Origin of the sequence: Pantoea eucrina (genome assembly GCF_001691555.1) — a bacterium.
In the GTDB taxonomy this organism is placed as follows: domain Bacteria; phylum Pseudomonadota; class Gammaproteobacteria; order Enterobacterales; family Enterobacteriaceae; genus Pantoea; species Pantoea borealis.
This window is the reverse complement of record NZ_MAYN01000004.1, coordinates 34,523-57,379: the sequence shown is the minus strand read 5'-3', so window position 1 is coordinate 57,379 and position 22,857 is coordinate 34,523. Positions and strand designations below refer to the sequence as shown.

19 protein-coding genes and 4 tRNA genes are annotated in these 22,857 nt (G+C 57.6%); 19 read left to right on the top strand and 4 right to left on the bottom strand.

The window, feature by feature from the left end:
* The first annotated feature begins 18 nt into the window (after positions 1-18).
* The 11 genes from rfbA to BBA90_RS02685 all read left to right on the top strand — a co-directional run bounded on the left by rfbA (position 19) and on the right by BBA90_RS02685 (position 7,745).
* Positions 19-900 (top strand): glucose-1-phosphate thymidylyltransferase RfbA, encoded by an 882-nt coding sequence (gene rfbA, locus BBA90_RS02735; protein ID WP_065647815.1) that lies wholly within the window; start codon positions 19-21, stop codon positions 898-900.
* Positions 878-1,576: a dTDP-4-amino-4,6-dideoxy-D-galactose acyltransferase gene (gene rffC, locus BBA90_RS02730; protein ID WP_065647814.1), complete on the top strand. Its 699-nt coding sequence runs from the start codon at positions 878-880 to the stop codon at positions 1,574-1,576. Before rfbA ends, rffC begins: the two co-directional genes overlap by 23 nt.
* A complete protein-coding gene (gene rffA, locus BBA90_RS02725; RefSeq protein WP_065647813.1) occupies positions 1,573-2,703 on the top strand; it encodes a dTDP-4-amino-4,6-dideoxygalactose transaminase in 1,131 nt (376 codons plus the stop codon). Before rffC ends, rffA begins: the two co-directional genes overlap by 4 nt.
* Positions 2,703-3,956 (top strand): lipid III flippase WzxE, encoded by a 1,254-nt coding sequence (gene wzxE, locus BBA90_RS02720; RefSeq protein WP_065647812.1) that lies wholly within the window; start codon positions 2,703-2,705, stop codon positions 3,954-3,956. Before rffA ends, wzxE begins: the two co-directional genes overlap by 1 nt.
* On the top strand, positions 3,953-5,023 hold the full coding sequence (locus BBA90_RS02715) for a TDP-N-acetylfucosamine:lipid II N-acetylfucosaminyltransferase (RefSeq protein ID WP_065647811.1): 1,071 nt from the start codon (positions 3,953-3,955) through the stop codon (positions 5,021-5,023). Before wzxE ends, BBA90_RS02715 begins: the two co-directional genes overlap by 4 nt.
* The gene (wzyE, locus tag BBA90_RS02710; protein ID WP_065647810.1) at positions 5,020-6,363 is read left to right on the top strand and encodes an ECA oligosaccharide polymerase; all 1,344 of its coding nucleotides are present in this window, start codon (positions 5,020-5,022) and stop codon (positions 6,361-6,363) included. The genes BBA90_RS02715 and wzyE overlap by 4 nt, the downstream gene beginning before the upstream one ends.
* A gap of 19 nt (positions 6,364-6,382) precedes the next feature.
* Positions 6,383-7,126: a lipopolysaccharide N-acetylmannosaminouronosyltransferase gene (wecG, locus tag BBA90_RS02705; protein WP_206099885.1), complete on the top strand. Its 744-nt coding sequence runs from the start codon at positions 6,383-6,385 to the stop codon at positions 7,124-7,126.
* 158 nt (positions 7,127-7,284) lie between these two features.
* Positions 7,285-7,361: transfer RNA gene (locus BBA90_RS02700), tRNA-Arg, on the top strand.
* A gap of 90 nt (positions 7,362-7,451) precedes the next feature.
* Positions 7,452-7,527 (top strand) — tRNA-His (locus tag BBA90_RS02695).
* A 16-nt stretch (positions 7,528-7,543) separates the two neighbouring features.
* Positions 7,544-7,630, top strand: a tRNA-Leu gene (locus tag BBA90_RS02690).
* A 38-nt stretch (positions 7,631-7,668) separates the two neighbouring features.
* A tRNA-Pro gene (locus BBA90_RS02685) sits at positions 7,669-7,745 on the top strand.
* A gap of 1,063 nt (positions 7,746-8,808) precedes the next feature.
* Here the strand turns inward: BBA90_RS02685 and hemY are convergent.
* Genes hemY through hemC form a run of 4 tightly spaced genes read right to left on the bottom strand, consistent with a single transcriptional unit; the run spans position 8,809 to position 12,840 of the window.
* The gene (hemY, locus tag BBA90_RS02680; RefSeq protein ID WP_065647809.1) at positions 8,809-10,005 is read right to left on the bottom strand and encodes a protoheme IX biogenesis protein HemY; all 1,197 of its coding nucleotides are present in this window, start codon (positions 10,003-10,005) and stop codon (positions 8,809-8,811) included.
* A 2-nt stretch (positions 10,006-10,007) separates the two neighbouring features.
* The gene (gene hemX, locus BBA90_RS02675; RefSeq protein WP_065647808.1) at positions 10,008-11,138 is read right to left on the bottom strand and encodes a uroporphyrinogen-III C-methyltransferase; all 1,131 of its coding nucleotides are present in this window, start codon (positions 11,136-11,138) and stop codon (positions 10,008-10,010) included.
* A 23-nt stretch (positions 11,139-11,161) separates the two neighbouring features.
* The gene (gene hemD / locus BBA90_RS02670; RefSeq protein ID WP_065647807.1) at positions 11,162-11,902 is read right to left on the bottom strand and encodes a uroporphyrinogen-III synthase; all 741 of its coding nucleotides are present in this window, start codon (positions 11,900-11,902) and stop codon (positions 11,162-11,164) included.
* On the bottom strand, positions 11,899-12,840 hold the full coding sequence (hemC, locus tag BBA90_RS02665) for a hydroxymethylbilane synthase (RefSeq protein ID WP_065647919.1): 942 nt from the start codon (positions 12,838-12,840) through the stop codon (positions 11,899-11,901). The genes hemD and hemC overlap by 4 nt, the downstream gene beginning before the upstream one ends.
* Before the next feature lie 308 nt (positions 12,841-13,148).
* Here hemC and BBA90_RS02660 point away from each other — a divergent pair, with 308 nt between their 5' ends.
* The 8 genes from BBA90_RS02660 (at position 13,149) to corA (ending at position 22,789) form a co-directional block, all read left to right on the top strand.
* Entirely contained in the window at positions 13,149-15,707 is a 2,559-nt protein-coding gene (locus BBA90_RS02660) for a class I adenylate cyclase (RefSeq protein WP_065647806.1), read from the top strand.
* A gap of 112 nt (positions 15,708-15,819) precedes the next feature.
* The gene (gene lptM, locus BBA90_RS02655) at positions 15,820-16,023 is read left to right on the top strand and encodes an LPS translocon maturation chaperone LptM (protein WP_065647805.1); all 204 of its coding nucleotides are present in this window, start codon (positions 15,820-15,822) and stop codon (positions 16,021-16,023) included.
* 29 nt (positions 16,024-16,052) lie between these two features.
* A complete protein-coding gene (gene dapF / locus BBA90_RS02650; RefSeq protein WP_065647918.1) occupies positions 16,053-16,877 on the top strand; it encodes a diaminopimelate epimerase in 825 nt (274 codons plus the stop codon).
* The gene (locus BBA90_RS02645) at positions 16,874-17,578 is read left to right on the top strand and encodes a DUF484 domain-containing protein (protein WP_065647804.1); all 705 of its coding nucleotides are present in this window, start codon (positions 16,874-16,876) and stop codon (positions 17,576-17,578) included. Before dapF ends, BBA90_RS02645 begins: the two co-directional genes overlap by 4 nt.
* Entirely contained in the window at positions 17,575-18,477 is a 903-nt protein-coding gene (gene xerC, locus BBA90_RS02640; protein ID WP_065647803.1) for a tyrosine recombinase XerC, read from the top strand. Before BBA90_RS02645 ends, xerC begins: the two co-directional genes overlap by 4 nt.
* A complete protein-coding gene (gene yigB, locus BBA90_RS02635; protein WP_065647802.1) occupies positions 18,474-19,190 on the top strand; it encodes a 5-amino-6-(5-phospho-D-ribitylamino)uracil phosphatase YigB in 717 nt (238 codons plus the stop codon). The genes xerC and yigB overlap by 4 nt, the downstream gene beginning before the upstream one ends.
* A gap of 167 nt (positions 19,191-19,357) precedes the next feature.
* Positions 19,358-21,520 carry a DNA helicase II gene (gene uvrD / locus BBA90_RS02630; protein ID WP_065647917.1) on the top strand — a complete coding sequence of 721 codons (2,163 nt, stop codon included), beginning with the start codon at positions 19,358-19,360 and terminating at the stop codon, positions 21,518-21,520.
* A gap of 315 nt (positions 21,521-21,835) precedes the next feature.
* Complete coding sequence (gene corA, locus BBA90_RS02625; protein ID WP_039381760.1) at positions 21,836-22,789, top strand: magnesium/cobalt transporter CorA; 954 nt, start codon at positions 21,836-21,838, stop codon at positions 22,787-22,789.
* Positions 22,790-22,857: the final 68 nt, after the last annotated feature.

Sequence of the window (22,857 nt, the reverse complement as noted above, 5' to 3'; positions counted from 1 at the left end):
TAGCCAGAAGGAGCAATGATGAAAGGTATTATTCTGGCGGGTGGTTCAGGAACGCGCCTGCATCCGATTACCCGCGCAATTTCCAAGCAGCTGCTGCCGGTGTATGACAAGCCGATGATTTATTATCCCCTTTCTGTCCTGATGCTGGCGGGCATCCGCGATGTGTTAATCATCACCACGCCTGACGATCGGGCGCACTTTGAGCGTCTGCTGGGCGATGGCAGTGAGTTTGGTATCCGGCTGTCATATGCGGAGCAGCCAAGCCCGGATGGGCTGGCACAGGCTTTTATTATTGGTGAATCGTTTATTGGCGACGACCACTGCTGTCTGGTGCTGGGTGATAATCTCTACTTTGGACAGGGTTTCAGTCCGAAGCTGAAAAAGGTGGCTGCACGCACTGAAGGTGCAACGGTATTTGCCTATCAGGTAATGGATCCCGAGCGGTTTGGCGTGGTGGAGTTTGATGAAGCGTTTAATGCGCTTTCAATCGAAGAAAAGCCGGCGCAGCCAAAATCACGCTGGGCCGTCACCGGCCTCTATTTCTACGATCGTCGCGTGGTGGAGTTTGCAAAGCGCGTCCAGCCTTCGGCGCGCGGTGAGCTGGAAATTACGGCGATTAATCAGATGTACATGGAGGCAGGCGCACTCTCTGTTGAGCTGCTGGGCCGTGGGTTTGCCTGGCTGGATACCGGCACACACGACAGCCTGGTGGAAGCCAGCGTCTTCGTGCAGACGGTGGAAAAGCGGCAGGGTTTCAAGATAGCCTGTCTGGAAGAGATTGCCTGGCGCAACGGCTGGCTGAGCGATGCGCAGCTGCAGGCGGCAGGCGAGGCGTTAACCAAAACCGGCTACGGCCAGTATCTGCTGGATATCTTACATGCCCGTCCGCGTCAGTATTGATCCCCTTGAGTGGGAGAGCGCCTTCTTTCATCAGCCCACGGCGCGCCTGACGCTGCCGGGAGAGCTGACGCTGCCGCAGGCGCTGCAGCAGGCGACGGGCCTGCTGCAGATAAAAATTCCGGCAGAGCAGACCGCGGCGATTGATGCGGTTTGCCAGCACGGCTTTCAGCTGGTTGAGGGCGAAGCCGATCTGACGCTGGCGCTGACGCAGACAGCGCGTCAGTCCGGCGTGCGGATTGCGCGTGAGGCGCAGATCCCGGCGCTGCGTGCCGCTGCCGCAGAGGCATTCAGCCAGAGCCGGTTTCGCGCGCCGTGGTTTGACGCGGCCGACAGCGGCCGGTTTTATGCGCAGTGGATTGAAAACGCGGTGCGCGGCACCTTTGATCACCAGTGTCTGATCGCCTGCGATGAGCGGGGAAGCCTGCAGGGCTTTGTCTCCATCCGTGAAGTGAACGGCGACGCACGTATCGGACTGCTGGCCGTGCTGCCGGACGCCCGATCGCAGGGAATCGGCCAGCGTCTGCTGCTGGCCGCCGCTGACTGGGGCCGGGTGCGTCAGCTGTCACAACTGCGCGTTGCCACGCAGCTCAGCAATCTTGCGGCGCTGCGCCTCTATTTACGCTGCGGTGCCCGGCTGGAAAGCACCGCCTACTGGTTCTACAGGAAAGCACCATGATCCCTTTTAACGCGCCCCCTGTGGTGGGCACTGAAACAGACTATATGCAGTCGGCAATGGCCAGCGGCAAACTGTGCGGTGACGGCGGCTTCACCCGTCGCTGCCAGCAGTGGATGGAACAGCATTTTGGCAGTAAAAAAGTGCTGCTGACCCCCTCCTGCACTGCCTCGCTGGAGATGGCAGCGCTGCTGATCAACATTGCGCCTGGCGACGAAGTGATTATGCCGAGCTATACCTTTGTCTCTACTGCCAACGCGTTTGTGCTGCGCGGTGCCACCATTGTCTTTGTTGACGTGCGTCCGGATACGATGAACATCGACGAAACACAGATTGAGGCAGCGATCACGCCGAAAACACGCGCTATCGTACCGGTGCACTATGCGGGCGTGGCGTGTGAAATGGACACCATTATGGCGCTGGCGGCAAAGCATCAGCTTTATGTGATTGAAGATGCCGCGCAGGGCGTGATGTCACAGTATAAAGGTCGTGCGCTCGGCACCATCGGACACATTGGCTGCTTTAGCTTTCATGAAACGAAAAACTACACCGCCGGAGGCGAGGGCGGCGCAACGCTGATAAATGATGCGGCGCTCACCGAGCGTGCTGAAATCATTCGGGAAAAAGGCACCAACCGGAGTCAGTTTTTCCGCGGTCAGGTGGATAAATATACCTGGCGCGATATCGGCTCAAGCTACCTGATGGCCGATTTGCAGGCGGCCTATCTCTGGGCGCAGCTGGAAGCGGCGCAGACCATTAACCAGCAGCGGCTGCGACTGTGGCAGCGCTACTACGACGCGCTACAGCCGCTGGCAGCTCAGGGACGGATTGCGCTGCCGGCAGTGCCGGATAGCTGCTGTCATAACGCGCATATGTTTTATCTGAAACTGCGCGACAGTGACGATCGCGACGCGCTGATACGCTGGATGAAAGAAGCGGAGATCCTCACGGTGTTTCACTATATTCCGCTGCATACGTCGCCGGCCGGTGAGCGGTTTGGCCGCTTCCACGGTGAGGATCGTGTGACCACGCGCGACAGCGAGCGCCTGCTGCGCCTGCCGCTGTTCTATAACCTGTCAGATAACAATCAGCGTACCGTGATTAGCTCTCTGCTGAGCTACTTTGCCTGATGTCGCTGGCAAAAGCATCGGTCTGGACCGCGGCCTCCACGCTGGTCAAAATTGCGGCCGGTCTGCTGGTGGTAAAGCTGCTGGCGCTGAGTTTTGGTCCGGAAGGCGTCGGGCAGGCGGGTAACTTCCGGCAGCTGATCACCGTGCTCGGCGTCCTGGCCGGCGCGGGCATTTTCAATGGCGTCACCGCCAGCGTGGCGCAGCTGCAGCATGAGCCCGCGCAGCTGCGGGCGCTGACCGGCACAGCCTCTGCAATGGTGCTGGGCTTTTCAGTATTGCTGGCCGCGGGTCTGCTGCTGGGCGCTGCGCCGGTCAGCCGGTTACTGTTTGGACACGATCATTATCAGAGTGTGGTGCGCATCGTGGCGTTTCTGCAGTTTGGCATCGCCTGGGCGAACCTGGCCCTGGCGCTGCTGAAAGGCTTTCGCGATGCGCGCGGCAATGCGCTGGCGCTGATAACCGGCAGCCTGACAGGGGTGGCCGGTTATATTGTGTGCTGGCGGCTGGGCGGTTATCAGGGGGCGCTGGCGGGCCTGGCGCTGGTACCGGCGCTGCTGGTGGTGCCGGCGCTGATTATGCTGCGGCGCCACCGTGCGGTGCTGCCGCTGCGCTGGCTCAGACCGGCATGGCAGCCGGCACTGGCACGCAATCTGGCAAAATATACGCTGATGGCGCTGATGACCTCGGTCACGCTGCCGGTGGCGTGGGTGATGATGCGTAATCTGCTGGCGGAACAGCAGGGCTGGGCTCAGGTAGGATTATGGCAGGGCGTCACCACGATTTCTGACGCCTATCTGCAGTTTATTACCGCCACCTTCAGCGTCTGGCTGCTGCCAACGCTGGCACGCCTTGAGCACAAGCCGCAAATTGCGCAGGAGATTGGACGCGCGCTGCGTTTTGTATTGCCGGCGGTGGCGGCAGCCAGTTTCTGCGTCTGGCTGCTGCGCGACATGGCGATCTGGCTGCTGTTTTCCCCGCAGTTTAGCGGCATGCGCGATCTTTTTATCTGGCAGTTATGTGGCGATCTCTTTAAAGTCGGCGCCTATGTTTTCGGATATCTGGTGATCGCCAAAGCGTCACTGCGCTTCTATATTCTCACCGAAATTAGCCAGTTCGCTCTGCTGACGCTGTTTTCGCGCTGGCTGATCCCGCTTCACGGCGCGGCTGGTGCAGCGCAGGCGTATATGGCGACCTATATACTCTATTTTGCCCTTTGCTGTGGCGCTTTCCTGATTTATTGCCGGACAAAATGACGTTATTTCATGTGCTGGGATCTGATATCCCGCATCACAATCAGACGGTGCTGCGTTTCTTTAATGACGTGATCAGCACTGAATTGCCTGCCGCCGCGCCGCGCCACTTTATGGTGGTTGCTGCGCCTGGCTCGCTGCCCGCCTGTAGCCAGTTGCAGATCGAAACCTTCACCAGTAAAGCCGCGCTGGCACAGGCGGTGATAGCACGCGCAGCCGATCGCTCCCGGCGTTTTTTCTTCCACGGACAGTTTAACCCGCGTCTCTGGCTGGCGCTGCTCAGCGGAAAGATCCGCCGCCATCAGGCGTTCTGGCACGTCTGGGGGGCTGATCTGTATGAAGAGGGAGCCGGGCTGAAATATCGCCTGTTCTATCTGCTGCGACGCATGGCGCAGGGGCGAGTGGCGCAGGTGTTTGCCACCCGTGGCGATCTCTGTTTTTATCAGCAGCGGCATCCGCAGGTGCCGGCATCGCTGCTCTATTTTCCGACGCGCATGCCTGATATTGCGCTGCCTGCAGCCGCGACATCGGACGGTACACTGACGATTCTGCTGGGCAACTCCGGTGACCGCAGCAACCGGCATATTGAAGGTCTGCAGGCGATACGCCGGCAGTTCGGCGAGGAGGTCAGCGTACTGGTTCCGCTTGGTTATCCGACAAACAATTATGCCTATATTGATGAGATCGATGCGGCGGCACAGCGTCTGTTTCCGGCCGGACAGGTTACGCTGATTCGCGACAGGCTCGATTTCCCGGCCTACCTGCAGTTGCTCAGACGCTGTCAGCTTGGCTATTTTATGTTTGAGCGGCAGCAGGGGATTGGCACACTCTGTTTGCTGATTCAGGCTAACATTCCCTTTGTGCTGAACCGTAAGAATCCATTCTGGCGCGATCTCAGCGAGCAGGGCATTCCGGTGCTGTTCAGCTGCGACGAACTGGATGCCGGCCGCATCGGAGAAGCACAGCGCCAGCTGACGGCATGTGATAAACCAGGCATCGCCTTTTTTGCGCCGGGCTATCTTGCCGGCTGGCGCCATGCGCTCAGCCTGAGTGAAGGACGTGCATCATGAGCCTGCTGCAGTTTAGTGGTCTGCTGGTGGTTTATCTCTGCTCGCTGGGCTTTATCCTGACGCTGACCTGGCGTGAGTTCAGGCGCGTACGCTTTAACTTTCATCTCTTTTTTACGCTGCTGTTTCTGCTGACCTTCTACTTTGGTTTCCCTCTGACCAGCGTGCTGGTATTTCGCTTTGATGTGGCCGTGGTGCCGGCAACGTTTCTGCTGCAGGCGCTGCTGGCAGCAACCAGCTTCTACGCTATTTACTATGTGAGTTATAAAGTGCGGCTGCGACCAGCCAGCGCCGCGCCGCGCAAGCCGTGGCTGGTGATGGATCGGGTCGAGACCCATCTCACCTGCCTGCTGCTGGCGCTGGTCGCTATTGGCACGGTGACCGTGTTTTTCATGCACAACGGGCTGCTGCTGTTCCGGCTCTCCGCCTATAACCAGATTTTCTCGAGTGAGGTTTCTGGCGTGGCGCTAAAACGCTTCTTCTACTTCTTTATCCCGGCGATGCTGATTCGCTATTTTCTGCATCCGACACAGCGGCAGTGGCTGCTGTTTCTGCTGGTAACAGTGGCCTTTGGCTTGCTGACCTATGCGCTGGTGGGCGGCACGCGTGCGAATATCATCATCGCCTTTGCGCTGTTTCTGTTTATTGGTATTACGCGCGGCTGGATCACGCTCTGGATGCTGGCAGGCGCAGGGGCGATGGCAATCTGCGGTATGTTCTGGCTGGCGCTGCGGCGCTACAACCTGGATGTGGCCGGGGCAGAAGCCTTTTACACGTTTCTTTACCTGACGCGTGATACGTTTTCGCCGTGGGAAAACCTGGCGCTGCTGCTGCAGAACTATGACAAGATTGATTTTCAGGGACTGGCTCCGCTCTGGCGCGACTTTTATGTCTTTATTCCGGGATGGCTGTGGCCCGATCGCCCTGCGGCAATACTGAACAGCGCTAACTATTTTACCTGGGAGGTTCTGAACAACCACTCCGGCCTGGCTATTTCGCCGACGCTGCTTGGTTCGCTGCTGATCATGGGCGGCGTACTGTTTATTCCGCTGGGAGCGGTGGCGGTGGGTCTCCTGATGAAAGGTTTTGATGCGCTTTATACGCAGGGACGCGATAGCGATAACCGCTATACCGGCGCGGTTCTGCAGAGTTTCTGCTTTGGTGCTGTCTTTAATATGATCGTTCTGGCTCGCGAGGGGCTGGACGCATTCGGCTCGCGCGTGGTGTTTTTCTGCATCATTTTTGCCGCCTGTACAGGCCTGGCAAAGCTGCTCTGCTGGCTGCTGGCGCGTGCAGGGCTTATTCGCCCGCGTCATATTCAGTCGCTGCGCGGTTCCTCCTGATCACGGTGCAAAACGGAAGATGAAAACCATGACTACCACTGAGCCGCACTACGTTATACGCGGCGTTGAGCTGCATGCTTTTAATGATATGGAGAGCTTTGTCAGCTTTCTGCTGCCTGACAATACGCCCCGCCGCGGTACGCTGATTGCAATCAATGCTGAAAAGATGCTGACGCTGGAAGAAGATGCGCAGCTGCGCGCGCTGATTGGCGAAGCAGAATTCAAATATCCGGATGGCATCAGCATTGTCCGCTCGCTGCGCAAAAAGTATCCGCAACTGCAGGTCAGCCGCATTGCCGGTGCCGATCTGTGGGAGGCGCTGATGGAGCGCGCCGGACGCGCCGGGATCCCGGTGTTTTTAATTGGCGGCCGCGAGCAGGTGCTGCAGGAGACCTGTGACAAACTGCAGCGTCAGTGGAACGTGAACATTGTCGGTAGCCAGAACGGCTACTTCGCCCCGGCTGAACGCGAGGCGCTGTTTGCGCGTATCGCCGCAAGCGGTGCCAAAATAGTTACCGTAGCGCAGGGATCGCCACGGCAGGAACTTCTGATGCGCGACTGCCGTCAGCACTGGCCTGATGCGCTCTATATGGGGGTAGGCGGCACGTATGATGTTTTCACCGGCAACGTTACCCGCGCGCCGCATCTCTGGCAGCGTCTGGGGCTGGAGTGGCTCTATCGACTGATCCGTCAGCCTTCGCGCTGGCGCCGGCAACTCAAGCTGCTGAAATATTTGCGCTACCACTGGCGCGGCGATCTCTGAGGCTGCTGATTAATCCAGCAATTTTTTAGCGTATAAGCGTGAAATTGCGCTATTTATCGACGGAATGCACAAACCATAACCAAACGCGTTTTTTTCTTTAAAAAGCACTGGACAGGGTGAAGCCAAATACGTAGTATGCCCATCCGCAACGGCGCTACGCGCCCGTAGCTCAGCTGGATAGAGCGCTGCCCTCCGGAGGCAGAGGTCTCAGGTTCGAATCCTGTCGGGCGCGCCATTTTCTTTTGGGCGCAAGAGCTTCGGTGGTTGGTTTTAACCGCGTTATGCAGTGAATAGTAAGCGTAACAGCTTACGCACCAGAATTATGGTGGCTATAGCTCAGTTGGTAGAGCCCTGGATTGTGATTCCAGTTGTCGTGGGTTCGAGTCCCATTAGCCACCCCAGATTTTGCTGGGACATGCGAAGGTGGCGGAATTGGTAGACGCGCTAGCTTCAGGTGTTAGTGTTCTTACGGACGTGAGGGTTCAAGTCCCTCTCTTCGCACCAGGCAGAATTTTAGTAACAGAAGTAAAGAAGTAAAAAATCGGCGAGTAGCGCAGCTTGGTAGCGCAACTGGTTTGGGACCAGTGGGTCGGAGGTTCGAATCCTCTCTCGCCGACCATATTCGAAAAGCCTGCTTGAAAAAGCAGGCTTTTTTCGTTTGTGCGCAATTCAGAACACCTCACAACGCGCGTCGCATAAATGCGAACCCTGCAGAAAATACGCGATACGGTTTGCGGCCAGGGTCGCATAAATGCGACCCCTACAGAAAACGCGCGATACGATTTCGTAGGGGCGCCATTCATGGCGCCCTGGTTTAAAACGGGTGCGGTACGTAATGACGCCATTCATGGTGCCCTGGTTTAAAACGGGTGCGATACATAATGACGCCGTGGTTTAAACACGCGATACGGTTTGCGGCCAGGGTCGCATGAATGCGACCCCTACAGAAAACATGCGATACGGTTTCGCAGGGGCGCCATTCATGGCGCCCTGGTTTAAAACGGGTGCGGTACGTAATGACGCCGTGGTTTAAACACGCAATACGGTTTGCGGCCAGGGTCGCATGAATGCGACCCCTGCAGAAAACACGCGATACGGTTTCGCAGGGGCGCCATTCATGGCGCCCTGGTTAAAAATACGTGCGATACGATCTTGTACTAAAGACTGTATGAATGGGTCCTGTGCGCTTTTGTCACCTTTTTGCGACGTATAATCTTTTGATAAAATGGAGTTTTTCTAAAAAAGGGTTTGGCTGTCGTTATTTTGCGACGAAAGTAACGCCAATCGGGGTCTTATAGCAGGATTTATTCTTCGTGTGCCATTTGAGAACTGGGTTAACACGCTGACGGATAACCTCTTTTTAAGAAAAATGCCAATCTGGCACATCTTGTGCAATACTTCCTGTCGTAGATGCTCATTCCACCTCTTATGTCCGCGTATGCGACATAAACCTGGGAATGATGCAGAGCCCCTTACGGTATCCGTTGTCCAGCCTGGCAGTAACGCTCTGCGCTACTGTAGTTAGACGGACATTACGTTGAGTCGGATACCATCAGTTGTCTTATGACCTGATCTTACACCTGCTTCTGGCAGGTGTTTTTTTATCTGTTTTCGGGGCAGCGGGCAGGGTTCAGGCAAAAAAAAAGCCGGGACAAGCCCGGCAGACAAACAACAAGCATAAATCAGGTGGCCGGATTATTCTTCAGCGTCAGCAGCAGGCCCTCGCGACGCATGCTGGCCGCATCCTCCGGACGCTGCAGGCGATCGTAGACATCCGCCAGCCAGGCATAATCAAACGCATCAGGACGCTGCGCCAGCGCCTGCTCAAACGCATCAGCGGCCTGTTGCCACTCACCGTGGCGCATCAGCAACTGCCCGAGCGTACTGTGCAGCAGCGGCGTGGCGCCATGCTGTTTGATCTGCTGACGCAGCGCTTTCTCCAGCGCATCAGGATTGCCGCTTTTGATGCGCGGCATCAGCAGCACCAGCCGATCGTCATACTGCTTTTTCAGACCATCCAGCACAATATCCTGAGCCGTATCGGGATCGTTGCACTCGATCAGATGCTCGCTCATGGCCACCTGCAGCGCAGTTTCCTGTCGCGTCTTGCGACTCTGACTCTGCCACCAGCGCTTCAGGCCCTCGCTACCCTGATCGGCCATCGCCTGGTTCATTAATCCCAGCCACGCCTGCTGCTGCAGCGCATGACGCTGTGCATCATCGTTAATCCGGGCTTTTTGCATCACCGGCAGAATATCCAGCAGGGCGCCCCAGGCACCGGTACGAATATAGGCCTGCTCTGCCAGACGCAGCACTTCCGGATGACGCGGCGCGACCTCCAGCAAACGGTCGACACCGTGACGCGCCGCATGATCTTCATTGCGTGCCAGCTGCAACCGTACCCGGGTGATCTCTACCGGAATAGTATTGTTATCTGCCAGTTCGGAGGCGCGCTCCAGATGCTGATTAGCCCGGCTTTCATCGCCGCGCTGCTGTGCCGCTTCGGCCGCAAGCAGATAGTTTGCTACCGGCTGATCGGCGTGATCGGCATTTTTCGCCAGCAGCTTCTCTGCCTGCTGATAGTCACCTTCAGCCAGCTTCATCAGCGCATGCTGCGTATGACGCTGTGCGCTGCGACGTTTACGGCCGGTGAACCAGCCGCGCGTGCGGACGCCGGTGCGGAACAGACGGCGCAGGATCCACTCTGCCAGCAGAATCACCAGCAGGCTCAGGATCAGGATAATCCCCAGCCCCGTCACGCTGGTCTCAATATTCCAGTTATCAGTCTGGATCAGCACATAACCCTGATGCCCGGCTACCATCGGGCCCAGCACGACGCCGGCCAGCAACAGCAGGAAAAGTACCAGTACTTTTAGCATGGTCAGCCTCCCTGTTGTTCAGCCGCAACCGATGGCTGCGCCAGCAGATTGCGCACGCGCGTTTGCATCAGTTTTTCCAGCAGCGGCTGACTCTCCAGCGAATCCGGCACGTCCATAGAGATGGTCTGCTGGCTCAGCTCATCCAGCTGTGCAAGAAACGCCCGGGTCGCTGCATCGTTGGTGTCATACCAGGCGCGTACCCAGCTTGATACCGCATCCAGCGACTGTTTATAGATCTCTTCCTGGTGACGCGGTACTGCCTGCGCGGCGATCAGCAGACGCGAACGAATATTCTCACGCAGATAGACGTCCTGGTTAGGAGCCAGAAGCGGCTGAGCAGTATTATCGCGGCGGCGGATAGTAATGAAATCATCCATAAAGTTATGCCAGCTCTTCACCAGGTTCTGCCGCCATTCACGCAACGAGCCAGAGAGTTCACCGCCATCGCTGTCCATGGGCGCATCGTCGTTGTCATCGTCCGCCAGGCGCAGATTGTCTACACCGTTAGAGAGCTGATTCAGTTTCAGGATAATGCCGTCGTAGTCGACCTGGCTGACGGTTGAAAGCGAGCTGATATCCTGCGTCAGCGCCCGGCGGACAGTGGTCATGCTGGGATCGTTCATCTCAGCCAGGCTGGTATCAGCGCTTTTCAGCAGAGCAGCGGCCGTGGTGACATCCTGATCGCTCCAGAGCTTGCGACCCGCCAGTTTCACGAGATAGTCGGCTTGCGCCAGCAGCCAGGTGCGGGTGTCGTTACCTGAGATAGTGGCGACTTTTTCACGCAGCGTCTCCAGCTCTTTTGCGCTGTTATCCTGCTTGGTGCGCGCTTCCTGCAGGGCGGTGCCGGCGTCAGTGAGCTGCTGCGTCAGCTGGCGCTTGTCGCTGCCAAGCTGCTGCTGCAGCGCGCTGAGCTGCTCACTGAGCTGCTGGTTAGTCTGAGCCTGTACATCGGCCTGGTGTTTCCCGTTCAGGTAAAGGCCTGCGCCAATCGCCAGCGCAATTACAATTGCCACCGCGCTCAATACCCGGCCATCGCGCTGTTTTTCGCGTGGCGGCTGGTTTTCTGGCGTCGGGGAAGTGTCCGCTGGGGTAGTTTCTTCAACCATGGCGGAGGAAGCTTTGTGTTCCGTCATTGTGGCTCATCCCATTGTTAAGTTCAGCGTAACGCACGCAGCAGCGCGTCGTTATCGGCACCATCGGCTACGTCTATCTCCTGCCAGCCCGCTTCAGCGGCCTGGGTAGCCAAACGTTCACTGACGACCACCAGTCGACAGTGCAGTAACCACTCCCGCCGGTCGATTGGCGGAAACAGTGCATGGAGTTGTTTTAACATTTCACCGCTGGTCACTACCAGCGTGGTAATCCCGCGGTCGCGCCAGCGCCGGCCCTCGATAGCGCCGTCATAGTGCTTCTCATTGCGCTGATAGCACTCACAGTATTGCACTTCTGCGCCACGTGCGATGAGAGTTTCAGCTAATAATTCCCGACCGGGACTGCCGCGCAGGATCAGCGCGCGCTTGCCGCTGACCTGCTGCAGACGCTGCAGGCGAACCAGCTCTTCGCTGGTCTCCCGCGCATGAGGATAGTCTACTTTGAGATTTGTGACGGTGTGCAGCGCCAGCGCAGTTGAGCGGCCAATCGCATAGTAATCAGCGGCCGCGGGCCAGACTGTCTGGCTGTGCTGCAGCGCCGGTTGTGCAAAATGCACCACCTGCTGTGATAGCAGAAAAACCAAATCGCCCGGCCGCAGCGCCGTCAGCTGTTGCGGTAACTGTGCTAAATCGCGACCCGGCGTAAATTCAATCAGCGGGAACGCCCACGCCAGCTTGCCCAGGCTGCGCAGGCGCGCAACCAGTTCGCTGGCAGCCGGTTCCGGACGGGTCACGAGAATAGTCATACCGGCGGCTGTCCCTGATAGACCTCATGCAGAATTTCACGGGCACCCTTATTCAGCAGCTCTTCAGCCAGTGAAATGCCCATCTGCTCCGCCTGCTCACGCGGACCGCGGCGCTCACCGGTAACCATCTGGCTGCCGTCGGGCGCGCCCACCAGACCACGCAGCCAGAGCTGGTCATCTTCCAGTACGGCAAAACTGCCGATCGGCACCTGACATCCGCCCTCAAGCCGGGTGTTCATGGCGCGTTCAGCACGCACGCATACTGCGGTCTCACTGTGATTCAGCGCTTCCAGCAGCGTAATTAACGCGCTGTCATCAAGCCGGCACTCAATGCCTACTGCGCCCTGTCCCACGGCGGGCAGCGACAGCTCTGCAGGCAGCGCCTGACGAATGCGATCTTCCAGTCCAAGGCGTTTCAGGCCGGCAGCGGCCAGAATGATGGCATCATATTCACCCGCATCCAGTTTGCCGAGGCGGGTGCCGACATTGCCCCGCAGCGAACGGATAACCAGGTCGGGCCGGCGTGCGCTCAGCTGACACTGGCGACGCAGGCTGGAGGTGCCTACCACCGCGCCCTGCGGCAGTTCATCGATCGCGTTATACCGATTAGAGACAAAGGCGTCGCGTGGATCTTCACGCTCGCAGATGGTCACCAGCCCAAGGCCTTCCGGAAAGTTAACCGGCACATCTTTCATGGAATGCACCGCCAGATCGGCGCGATTCTCCAGCATGGCCTGTTCCAGCTCTTTAACGAACAAACCCTTGCCGCCCACTTTTGCCAGCGGGGTATCGAGAATAACATCGCCTTTGGTCACCATCGGCACCAGCTCTACCTGCAGGCCGGGATGAGCTGCCATCAGGCGTTGCTGAACATATTGTGCCTGCCAGAGTGCGAGAGGACTTTGACGGGTAGCAATTCTGAAAATTTTGTTTAACATACCGTTAACCATTTTGATCGTTCATCGATTATCCTATCATCGATAGGGGAATGCTGTCAGTTTCAACGGATTGAAAAGGCCGCACTATTCATCTGTGGCTCGCCACTCCTCATCAGGCGCGGCGCAAAAAAAGCGGGTTGCCCCGTGGCAGATGCTAAACTATCAGGTAGCGCAACTTTCTTTACGGTCAATCCTTCTGGTGTTAGATTGATCACGTTTCCAGCAATGATTTGCCTGCACACCTTATTATTAAAATGGCAAACGCTGGAAGCAGGGTGCTTAACACTGGGACAATCAGGCGAAACGTCTTGTACCTCTACATTGAGACACTTAAACAGAGACTGGATGCAATTAACCAGCTGCGCGTTGACCGCGCGCTGGCTGCTATGGGGCCTGCCTTCCAGCACGTCTACAGTCTGCTGCCAACATTACTGCACTATCATCATCCTCTGATGCCGGGTTACGTTGAAGGTAACGTTCCACACGGCGTCTGCTTTTTCACGCCTGATGAACAGCAACAGCAGCTGTTGCATACCGTCACCGGTAAGCCTGCGACAGATCTGACGCCTGCGGCTGAGGGTGAACGGCCAATTACCGCTATCTACTCTATGGGCAGCACCTCGTCAGTCGGACAGAACAGCGTGTCCGATCTGGATATCTGGGTATGCCACCACTCCTGGCTTGATAATGAAGAGCGTCTGGCCCTGCAGCGTAAGTGTACGCTGTTACAGAAATGGTGTGTGTCAATGGGTGTGGAAGTCAGCTTTTTCCTCATTGATGAAAACCGCTTTCGACATAATGAGAGCGGCAGCCTCGGGGGCGAAGATTGCGGATCGACCCAGCATATTCTGTTGCTTGATGAGTTCTATCGCACGGCGGTGCGCATGGCAGGCAAGCGCATTCTGTGGAATATGGTGCCGAATGAGGAAGAGCATCATTATGACGACTATGTCATGTCACTCTATTCCCAGGGCGTACTGACTCCTAACGAATGGCTCGATTTAGGCGGCCTCGGTACGCTGTCGGCAGAAGAGTATTTTGGCGCCAGCCTGTGGCAGCTCTATAAAAGTATCGACTCGCCCTATAAAGCTGTCCTGAAAACGCTGCTACTGGAGGCGTACAGCTGGGAGTATCCGAATACGCAGCTGCTGGCGATGGATATCAGACAGCGCCTGCATGAAGGCGAAATCGTTAGTTTCGGGCTGGATCCCTACTGCATGATGCTGGAGCGGGTTACGCGCTATCTGACCAGCGTGGAAGATCACGCCCGCCTGGACCTGGTGCGGCGCTGCTTCTATCTGAAAGTGTGCGAGAAGCTTTCCGGAGACGATCAGCACGCCCGCAACGGCTGGCGGCGCGAAATCCTGCTGCAGCTGGTAAAATCCTGGGGCTGGGACGAAGAGAAACTCGCCGTACTGGACAACCGTGCCGGGTGGAAGATCGAGCGCGTGCGCGAAGCGCATAATGAGCTGCTGGATGCGATGATGCAGAGCTATCGTAACCTGATCCGCTTTGCGCGCCGGAACAATTTAAGCGTCAGTGCCAGCCCGCAGGATATCGGCGTGCTGACGCGTAAACTGTATGCCGCTTTTGAAGCGCTGCCGGGTAAGGTCACGCTGGTCAACCCGCAAATATCCCCTGATTTGTCAGAAGAAAATCTGACCTTTATCCACGTGCCCGCCGGGCGTGCTAACCGGTCAGGCTGGTATCTCTATAACCAGTCGCCGGATATGAGTTCAATTATCAGCCATCAGCCGCTGGAATATAACCGTTATCTGAACAAGCTGGTGGCGTGGGCATGGTTCAACGGCTTACTGACGCAGAAAACGCGGCTGCATATTAAAGGGAATGAGCTGTGCGATCTGGCACGTCTGCAGGAGCTGGTCAGCGATGTCTCTGGCCACTTTCCGCTGCGCCTGCCGGCACCAACGCCAAAAGCACTTTACAGCCCGTGTGAAATTCGTCATCTGGCGATCATTGTCAATCTTGAGCACGATCCCACTGCCGCATTCCGCAATCAGGTCGTGCACTTTGATTTCCGCAAGCTGGACGTCTTCAGCTTTGGTCAGCAGCAGCAGTGCCTGATTGGCAGTGTCGATCTGCTCTACCGTAACTCGTGGAATGAAGTACGCACCCTGCATTTCAGCGGTGAACAGGCGATGATTGACGCGCTGAAAACCATTCTGGGTAAGATGCATCAGGATGCCGCCCCGCCCGATACGGTTGAGGTATTTTGCTACAGTCAGCATCTGCGTGGCCTGATCCGCACGCGGGTACAGCAGCTGGTGTCAGAGTGCATCGAGCTGCGCCTGTCGAGTACGCGGCAGGAGCCGGGTCGCTTCAAAGCGATTCGCGTCGCGGGACAAACCTGGGGGCTCTTCTTTGAGCGCATGAGCGTCTCGGTACAGAAGCTGGAGAACGCGGTAGAGTTTTACGGTGCGATTTCCAATAACAAGCTGCATGGATTATCAATCAAAGTGGAATCGAATCAGACCCCGCTGCCGCCGGTGGTAAACGGCTACGCCAGCGAAGGCATCATTCAGTTTTTCTTTGAAGACACCAGCGACGATCGCGGATTCAACATCTATATTCTCGACGAGAGCAATCGCGTGGAGATTTACCACCACTGTGAGGGCAGTAAAGAGGAGCTGGTGCGCGACGTCAGCCGCTTCTACTCTTCATCACACGATCGCTTTACCTACGGCTCAAGCTTTATCAATTTCAATCTGCCGCAGTTTTATCAAATCGTGAACACCGGCGACCGTTTTCAGGTGATCCCGTTCCGCAGCCAGACGCTGACGCAGCTCTGTGCGACCCCGCCGGACAACGATAACGGCGATTTTATGCCGCGTTATCAGGTGCACTGAGCATCTCTTTTCTGACGGCCTGCGCGGCCACTCTGTCCGATATTTCCTGTTGCTTTTACACCATCAGCTGCGATGATAAGCAGCTGAGAATTGGACAATACGAGCAGAGAAAATGAGACGAGTCATAAGCCAGTTGGGCATGGCGCTGATGCTGGTCAGCCTGGCAGGCTGCGGCCTGAAAGGCCCGTTATACTTCCCGCCCGCGGACAAGCCGCAGCAGAACGACAAGCCGACAGAACAGCAGCAGCAGGCCGCTCAGCAGGCGGATACCGGGAGCCTGGTCACCGGCAGCTCATCAGGCGTACAGTCAAACTAAATTCAATGAGTAATCCGGCGGAGCAGAAAATGCAGTTCTCGAAAATGCACGGTCTCGGCAATGACTTTATGGTCGTGGATGCCGTGACACAAAACGTCTTTTTTTCGCCGGAATTGATTCGCCGCCTGGCGGATCGGCATCTGGGGATCGGCTTTGATCAGCTGCTGATCGTAGAGCCACCCTACGATCCGGATCTCGACTTTCACTATCGCATATTTAACGCTGACGGCAGTGAAGTGGCACAGTGTGGCAACGGCGCGCGCTGTTTTGTCCGCTTTGTGCGCCTGAAAGGGCTGACCAATAAAAGTGACATTCGCGTCAGCACGCAAACCGGACGTATGGTATTGAGCGTGACCAGTGATGAACTGGTACGCGTCAATATGGGCGAGCCTGACTTTGATCCGCAGCGTGTGCCGCTGCGCGCGAATAAAGCGGAAAATCTCTATCTGCAGCGCGTCGCTGAGCAGACCGTGATGTTTGGTGCGGTCTCAATGGGTAATCCGCACTGCGTGATCCAGGTGGAGAGCGTGATAACTGCAGCCGTTGAGACGCTGGGACCGGCGCTGGAAAGCCACGAGCGTTTCCCGGAACGCGTTAACGTCGGCTTTATGGAAGTGGTCAGCCGCGAGCATGTGCGCCTGCGCGTGTATGAGCGCGGCGCTGGCGAAACGCAGGCGTGCGGCAGCGGCGCCTGTGCAGCAGTGGCCTGTGGTATTCAGCAGGGGCTGCTGGCAGAAAAAGTACGCGTCGATCTGCCGGGCGGGACGCTGCATATCGCCTGGAAGGGGGCCGGACAGCCGCTGTATATGACCGGACCCGCCACCCACGTTTATGACGGATTTATTCATTTATGAAATACCCGGAAGAGCAGACTGACAGCGCGGTACAGCCCGACGATCGCGCGGTCAGCGCTTATCTGCAGCAGAACCCCGACTTTTTTATCCGTAACGCCCGTCAGGTTGAACAGATGGCGGTGCCGCACGCGGTGCGCGGCAGCGTCTCGCTGGTAGAGTGGCACATGGCGCGCCAGCGCAACCACATCCGTCAGCTGGAAGAGGAGATCACGCTGCTGATGGAGCAGGCCAACGCCAACCATCAGCTGTTTGATCGCCTGCTGGCGCTGCAGGGGCATCTTGCTGCCGCTGACAGCCTGCAGGAGATGCTGAACCGCCTGCAGCGCTGGGCGCGCGAGCTGGGTCTGGCAGGCGCCAATGTGCGGCTGTTCAGCGATCAATGGCGTCTCGGCGCACCCTCCGATTTTATCCAGCTGGGTCTGGCACGACAGGCGTTTGAGCCGCTGCGTATTCAGCGCTTCGGTCAGCAGCAGCACTATCTTGGCAGCCTGAACGGACCGGAGCTGCTGCTGCTGCTGCCGCAGGCGAAAGCGGTCGGCTCGGTTGCCATGTCGCTGCTGGGCGAGCGGGGTGAAGCGGGCATTGTGATCTTCAGCAGCCGCGATAATCAGCACTATCAGGCCGGTATGGGGACACTCTTACTGCAGCATCTGGCCCAGATGCTGCCGGCGCTGCTGGCGCGCTGGATCGAACGCGTATGAGCACGCTACTGCCCGCTGTCGATGCCTTTCTGCGTTACCTGCAGGTAGAACGTCAGCTCAGTCCGCTGACGCAGAAAAACTATCGTCGCCAGCTGCTGGCAATCGTCTCCCTGGCAGAGGGGATGCAGCTGACAGAGTGGTCGACGCTGGAGCCGGCGCAGGTACGCAGCCTGGCTGCGCGCAGCCGGCGCGATGGTCTGCAGGCGAGCAGTCTGGCGCTGCGTATGTCCGCTCTGCGCAGTTTTCTTGACTGGCAGGTCAGTCAGGGCATGCTGAGTGCAAATCCGGCGAAAGGTATCGCCACGCCGCGTAACGCCCGCCATCTGCCAAAAAATATGGACGTGGATGAAGTCACGCAGCTGCTGGAGATTGACCTTAATGATCCGCTGGCGGTGCGCGATCGCGCGATGCTTGAAACCATGTACGGCGGCGGCCTGCGACTCAGCGAGCTGGTAGGGATCAACTGCCGCGATCTCGATGCGGAGTCCGGTGAAGTTCAGGTGCTGGGTAAAGGCAGTAAAGAGCGGCGCGTGCCGGTTGGCGCAACGGCGGTGACCTGGCTGCAGCACTGGCTGGCGCTGCGCGACAGCTTTGCTCCGCAGGATGATGCGCTGTTTGTCTCTTCACGCGGCAGCCGGATTTCTGCGCGCAACGTGCAGAAACGGTTTGCCGAATGGGGCATTAAACAGGGTGTGGCGAGCCATATTCATCCGCATAAGCTGCGCCACTCATTTGCCACGCACCTGCTGGAGTCAAGCGGCGATCTGCGCGCGGTACAGGAGCTGCTGGGGCATGCCAACCTCTCGACCACACAAATTTATACCCATCTCGATTTCCAGCATCTGGCCTCGGTCTATGATGCCGCGCACCCGCGTGCCAAACGAGGAAAATCAGAATGAAGTTTTACCGCTCCCTGCATCCGGTTAAGGCGCTGACCTTCGATCTGGATGATACGCTGTATGACAACCGTCCGGTGATCCGGAAAACCGCGCAGGAAACGCACGCGGCGCTGCAGGCATTTCATCCGGCGCTGCGCGAATTCACACCTGCAGACTATCAGCAGCTGCGTGATGAGCTGCTGGCGCGCGAGCCCGATATTTATCACGACGTCTCAGAGTGGCGCCGCCGTTCGGTGGAACTGGCGTTGCTGAATGCTGGCCTGCCGGCCGCCGATGCTGCCACGGGCGCAGGAGAGGTCATGCGCACTTTTCATCACTGGCGCAGTCAGGTTGCGATGCCGGAAGAGACGCATCAGACGCTGCGCTGGCTCGGCGAGCGCGTGCCGCTGGTGGCGATCACCAACGGCAACGCCGATCCGGAAAAGCTCGGTATTCAGCACTACTTTCAGTTTACGCTGCGCGCCGGTCCGCACGGACGCGCGAAGCCGTGGCAGGATATGTATCATCTCGCAGCGGAGCGTCTTGCTATTGCGCCAGAGGCGATCCTGCACGTTGGTGATGACCTGACGACCGATGTGGCAGGCGCGCTGCGTGCCGGCCTGCAGGCGTGCTGGATCAACCTGAACAGCGGCAATCTGATGCAGATGGATGACGCCCGTCTGCTGCCGCACGTTGAAATTCATCGGTTGGCATCCCTGACCTCACTGCTATAATGGCTGTAAATTTATCCAGTCGTATCCTCCGGCGCACGGCTTTACGGGCTGTGCCGGTTCACTCTGGTGACTTACCTGCGTAAGCGCGCGACCATTCAGAGACCTGCAGCATCGCTGCAGGGCGAATGACTCAGGGTACGCAACTCTATTCTTTAAAAACGGTGCTTATGGACGTTTCTGATCTGCTCGACGGCTTGAATGACAAACAGCGTGAGGCGGTTGCCGCACCGCGCAGCAATCTGCTGGTGCTGGCCGGAGCAGGCAGCGGCAAAACCCGTGTGCTGGTGCACCGCATCGCCTGGCTGCTGTCGGTGGAGAACTGCTCACCTTACTCCATCATGGCGGTCACCTTCACCAATAAAGCAGCGGCCGAGATGCGTCATCGCATCGATCAGCTGATTGGCAGCGGGCAGGGCGGCATGTGGATTGGCACTTTCCATGGCCTGGCGCATCGCCTGCTGCGGGCGCATCATCTTGACGCCGGGCTGCCGCAGGATTTTCAGATCCTCGACAGCGAAGATCAGCTGCGGCTGCTGAAGCGCCTGATCAAGTCAATGAACCTGGATGATAAGCAGTGGCCGGCGCGCCAGGGCATGTGGTACATCAACGGCAAGAAAGATGAAGGTCTGCGGCCAAAACATATCGAAAGCTACAACAACCCGGTTGAGCAGACGTGGCTGCGTATTTACCAGGCTTACCAGGAAGCGTGCGATCGCGCCGGCCTGGTCGATTTTGCCGAGCTGCTGCTGCGGGCGCATGAGCTGTGGCTGCATAAGCCCCAGATCCTCAATCACTACCGCGAGCGCTTTAGCAATATTCTGGTTGATGAGTTTCAGGATACCAACAACATTCAGTATGCGTGGATCCGCATGCTGGCCGGCGACAGCAGCCGGGTAATTATTGTCGGCGATGACGATCAGTCCATCTACGGCTGGCGCGGTGCGCAGGTCGAAAATATCCAGCGCTTCCTGCAGGACTTTCCCGGGGCGGAAACTATCCGCCTGGAGCAGAACTACCGCTCCACCAACCATATCCTGAAATCCGCCAACGCCCTGATCGCCAACAACAGCGGGCGGCTTGGAAAAGAGCTCTGGACCGACGGCAGCGACGGCGAAAAGATTTCAATCTACTGCGCGTTTAACGAGCTGGATGAAGCGCGCTTTGTGGTTAACCGCATTAAAACCTGGCATGAGAACGGCAATGCGCTGCAGGATTGCGCGATTCTCTATCGCAGTAACGCCCAGTCGCGCGTGCTGGAAGAAGCGCTGCTGCAGGCCAGCATGCCCTACCGTATTTATGGCGGTATGCGCTTCTTTGAACGTCAGGAGATCAAAGACGCGCTCGCCTATCTGCGCCTGATCGCCAACCGCAACGACGACGCCGCGTTTGAACGCGTGGTCAATACGCCGACGCGCGGCGTGGGCGACAGAACGCTGGATGTGGTACGGCAGACGGCGCGCGAAAAACAGCTGACGCTGTGGCAGGCCACGCGGGAACTGCTGCAGAACCGGGCCCTGGCGGGCCGGGCGGCGTCGGCACTGCAGCGCTTCTGCGAACTGGTTGATGCGCTGGCGCATGAAACCGCAGAGATGCCGCTGCATGTGCAGACCGATCGCGTGATCAAAGACTCCGGCCTGTGGCTGATGTATGAGCAGGAAAAAGGCGAAAAGGGCCAGGCGCGTATTGAGAACTTAGAGGAGCTGGTCACGGCCACCCGACAGTTCAGCTATCAGGATGAAGATGAAGATTTGATGCCGCTGCAGGCGTTTTTATCGCATGCGGCGCTGGAAGCGGGCGAAGGCCAGGCGGACAAATGGCAGGATGCCGTACAGCTGATGACGCTGCACTCGGCAAAAGGGCTGGAGTTTACGCAGGTCTTTATCGTTGGCATGGAAGAGGGCATGTTCCCGAGTCAGATGTCGCTGGATGAGGGCGGGCGTCTGGAGGAGGAGCGACGGCTGGCCTATGTTGGCGTTACCCGGGCAATGGTTAAACTGACGCTTACCTATGCCGAGACGCGGCGGCTTTACGGTAAGGAAGTGTATCATCGCCCGTCGCGCTTTATTGGCGAACTGCCGGAAGAGTGCGTCGAGGAAGTACGCCTGCGCGCCAGCGTCAGTCGCCCGGTCAGCCATCAGCGCATGGGCACGCCCACCAGCAAAAGCGACAGCGGTTTTACGCTGGGTCAGCGGGTACGCCACGCGAAGTTTGGCGAGGGCACTATTGTTAATCTGGAAGGCAGCGGCGAACACAGCCGTCTGCAGGTCGCCTTTCAGGGGCAGGGCATTAAGTGGCTGGTCGCCGCCTATGCGCGACTGGAGGCGATGTAGCGCGGCTGCGCTACCTTGACGACTTTTTCGTCTCAGCGTAACATGCGCGCACTATTATCATGAGAGGACAATGCCTTGGACGCGCCCAGTCGATGCTGGCTCAACATCCTGTTTACCAGGAATATCTAAGGCTACCTCTTTACGCAGGTAGCCTGAAAGGTTATCCGCGACCTCCTTTGCTTATCCGTCGCATGAGTCAGCACTGATCACATCCTGAAGCGAAAGTTTCCGCGTTAAGGCTTTGCCGTGTCCGTTACGTTTCGGACGTGACGGGCACCGCCCTGTCCCATTTGGTCTGCAATGGGGAGTATTGCTATGCTGAGCGCATTTAAACTTGAGCGCGATCGCCTGACGCGTATCGAGCTGGAAGACAACAACGATAAACTCAACACGTCGGTATGGGTCGATCTCATCGAACCGGATGACAGCGAGCGCGAGCGCGTGCAGTCGGAGCTGGGACAGAGTCTGGCAACGCGTCCGGAACTGGAAGATATTGAAGCCTCGGCGCGCTTCTTTGAAGATGAAGATGGCCTGCATATCCACTCGTTCTTTTTCTTTGAGGATGCTGAAGATCACGCCGGTAACTCAACCGTGGCCTTTACCATTCGCGAAGATCGCCTCTATACGCTGCGAGAGCGCGAGCTGCCGGCGTTTCGCCTTTACCGTATGCGGGCACGTAATCAGCAGCTGACTGACGGCAACGCCTATGAGCTGCTGCTGGATCTGTTCGAAACGAAAATTGAGCAGCTGGCGGATGAGATCGAAAACATCTATAGCGCGCTGGAGAAGTTAAGCCGCGTGATTATGGAAGGTCAGCAGGGCGAAGAGTATGACGAGGCGCTGTCGCGCCTCGCCGAACTGGAGGATATCGGCTGGAAGGTTCGCCTCTGCCTGATGGATACCCAGCGCGCGCTGAACTTTCTGGTACGTAAGGCGCGCCTGCCGGGCAACCAGCTGGAACAGGCGCGTGAGATCCTGCGCGATATCGAATCGCTGCTGCCGCACAATGAGTCTCTGTTTCAGAAGGTCAACTTTCTGATGCAGGCGGCGATGGGCTTTATCAATATTGAGCAGAACCGCATCATTAAGATCTTCTCGGTGGTATCGGTGGTATTCCTGCCGCCAACGCTGGTGGCTTCCAGCTATGGTATGAACTTTGAGTTTATGCCTGAGCTAAAATGGAGCTTCGGTTATCCCGGGGCCATCTGCCTGATGATGCTGGCGGGCCTGGCACCTTATCTCTATTTCAAACGCAAAAACTGGCTGTGATCGCGGGGCGCATAAATGCGCCCCCTACGTTCTGTAGGGGCGCCATTCATGGCGCCCTGGCCAAATAA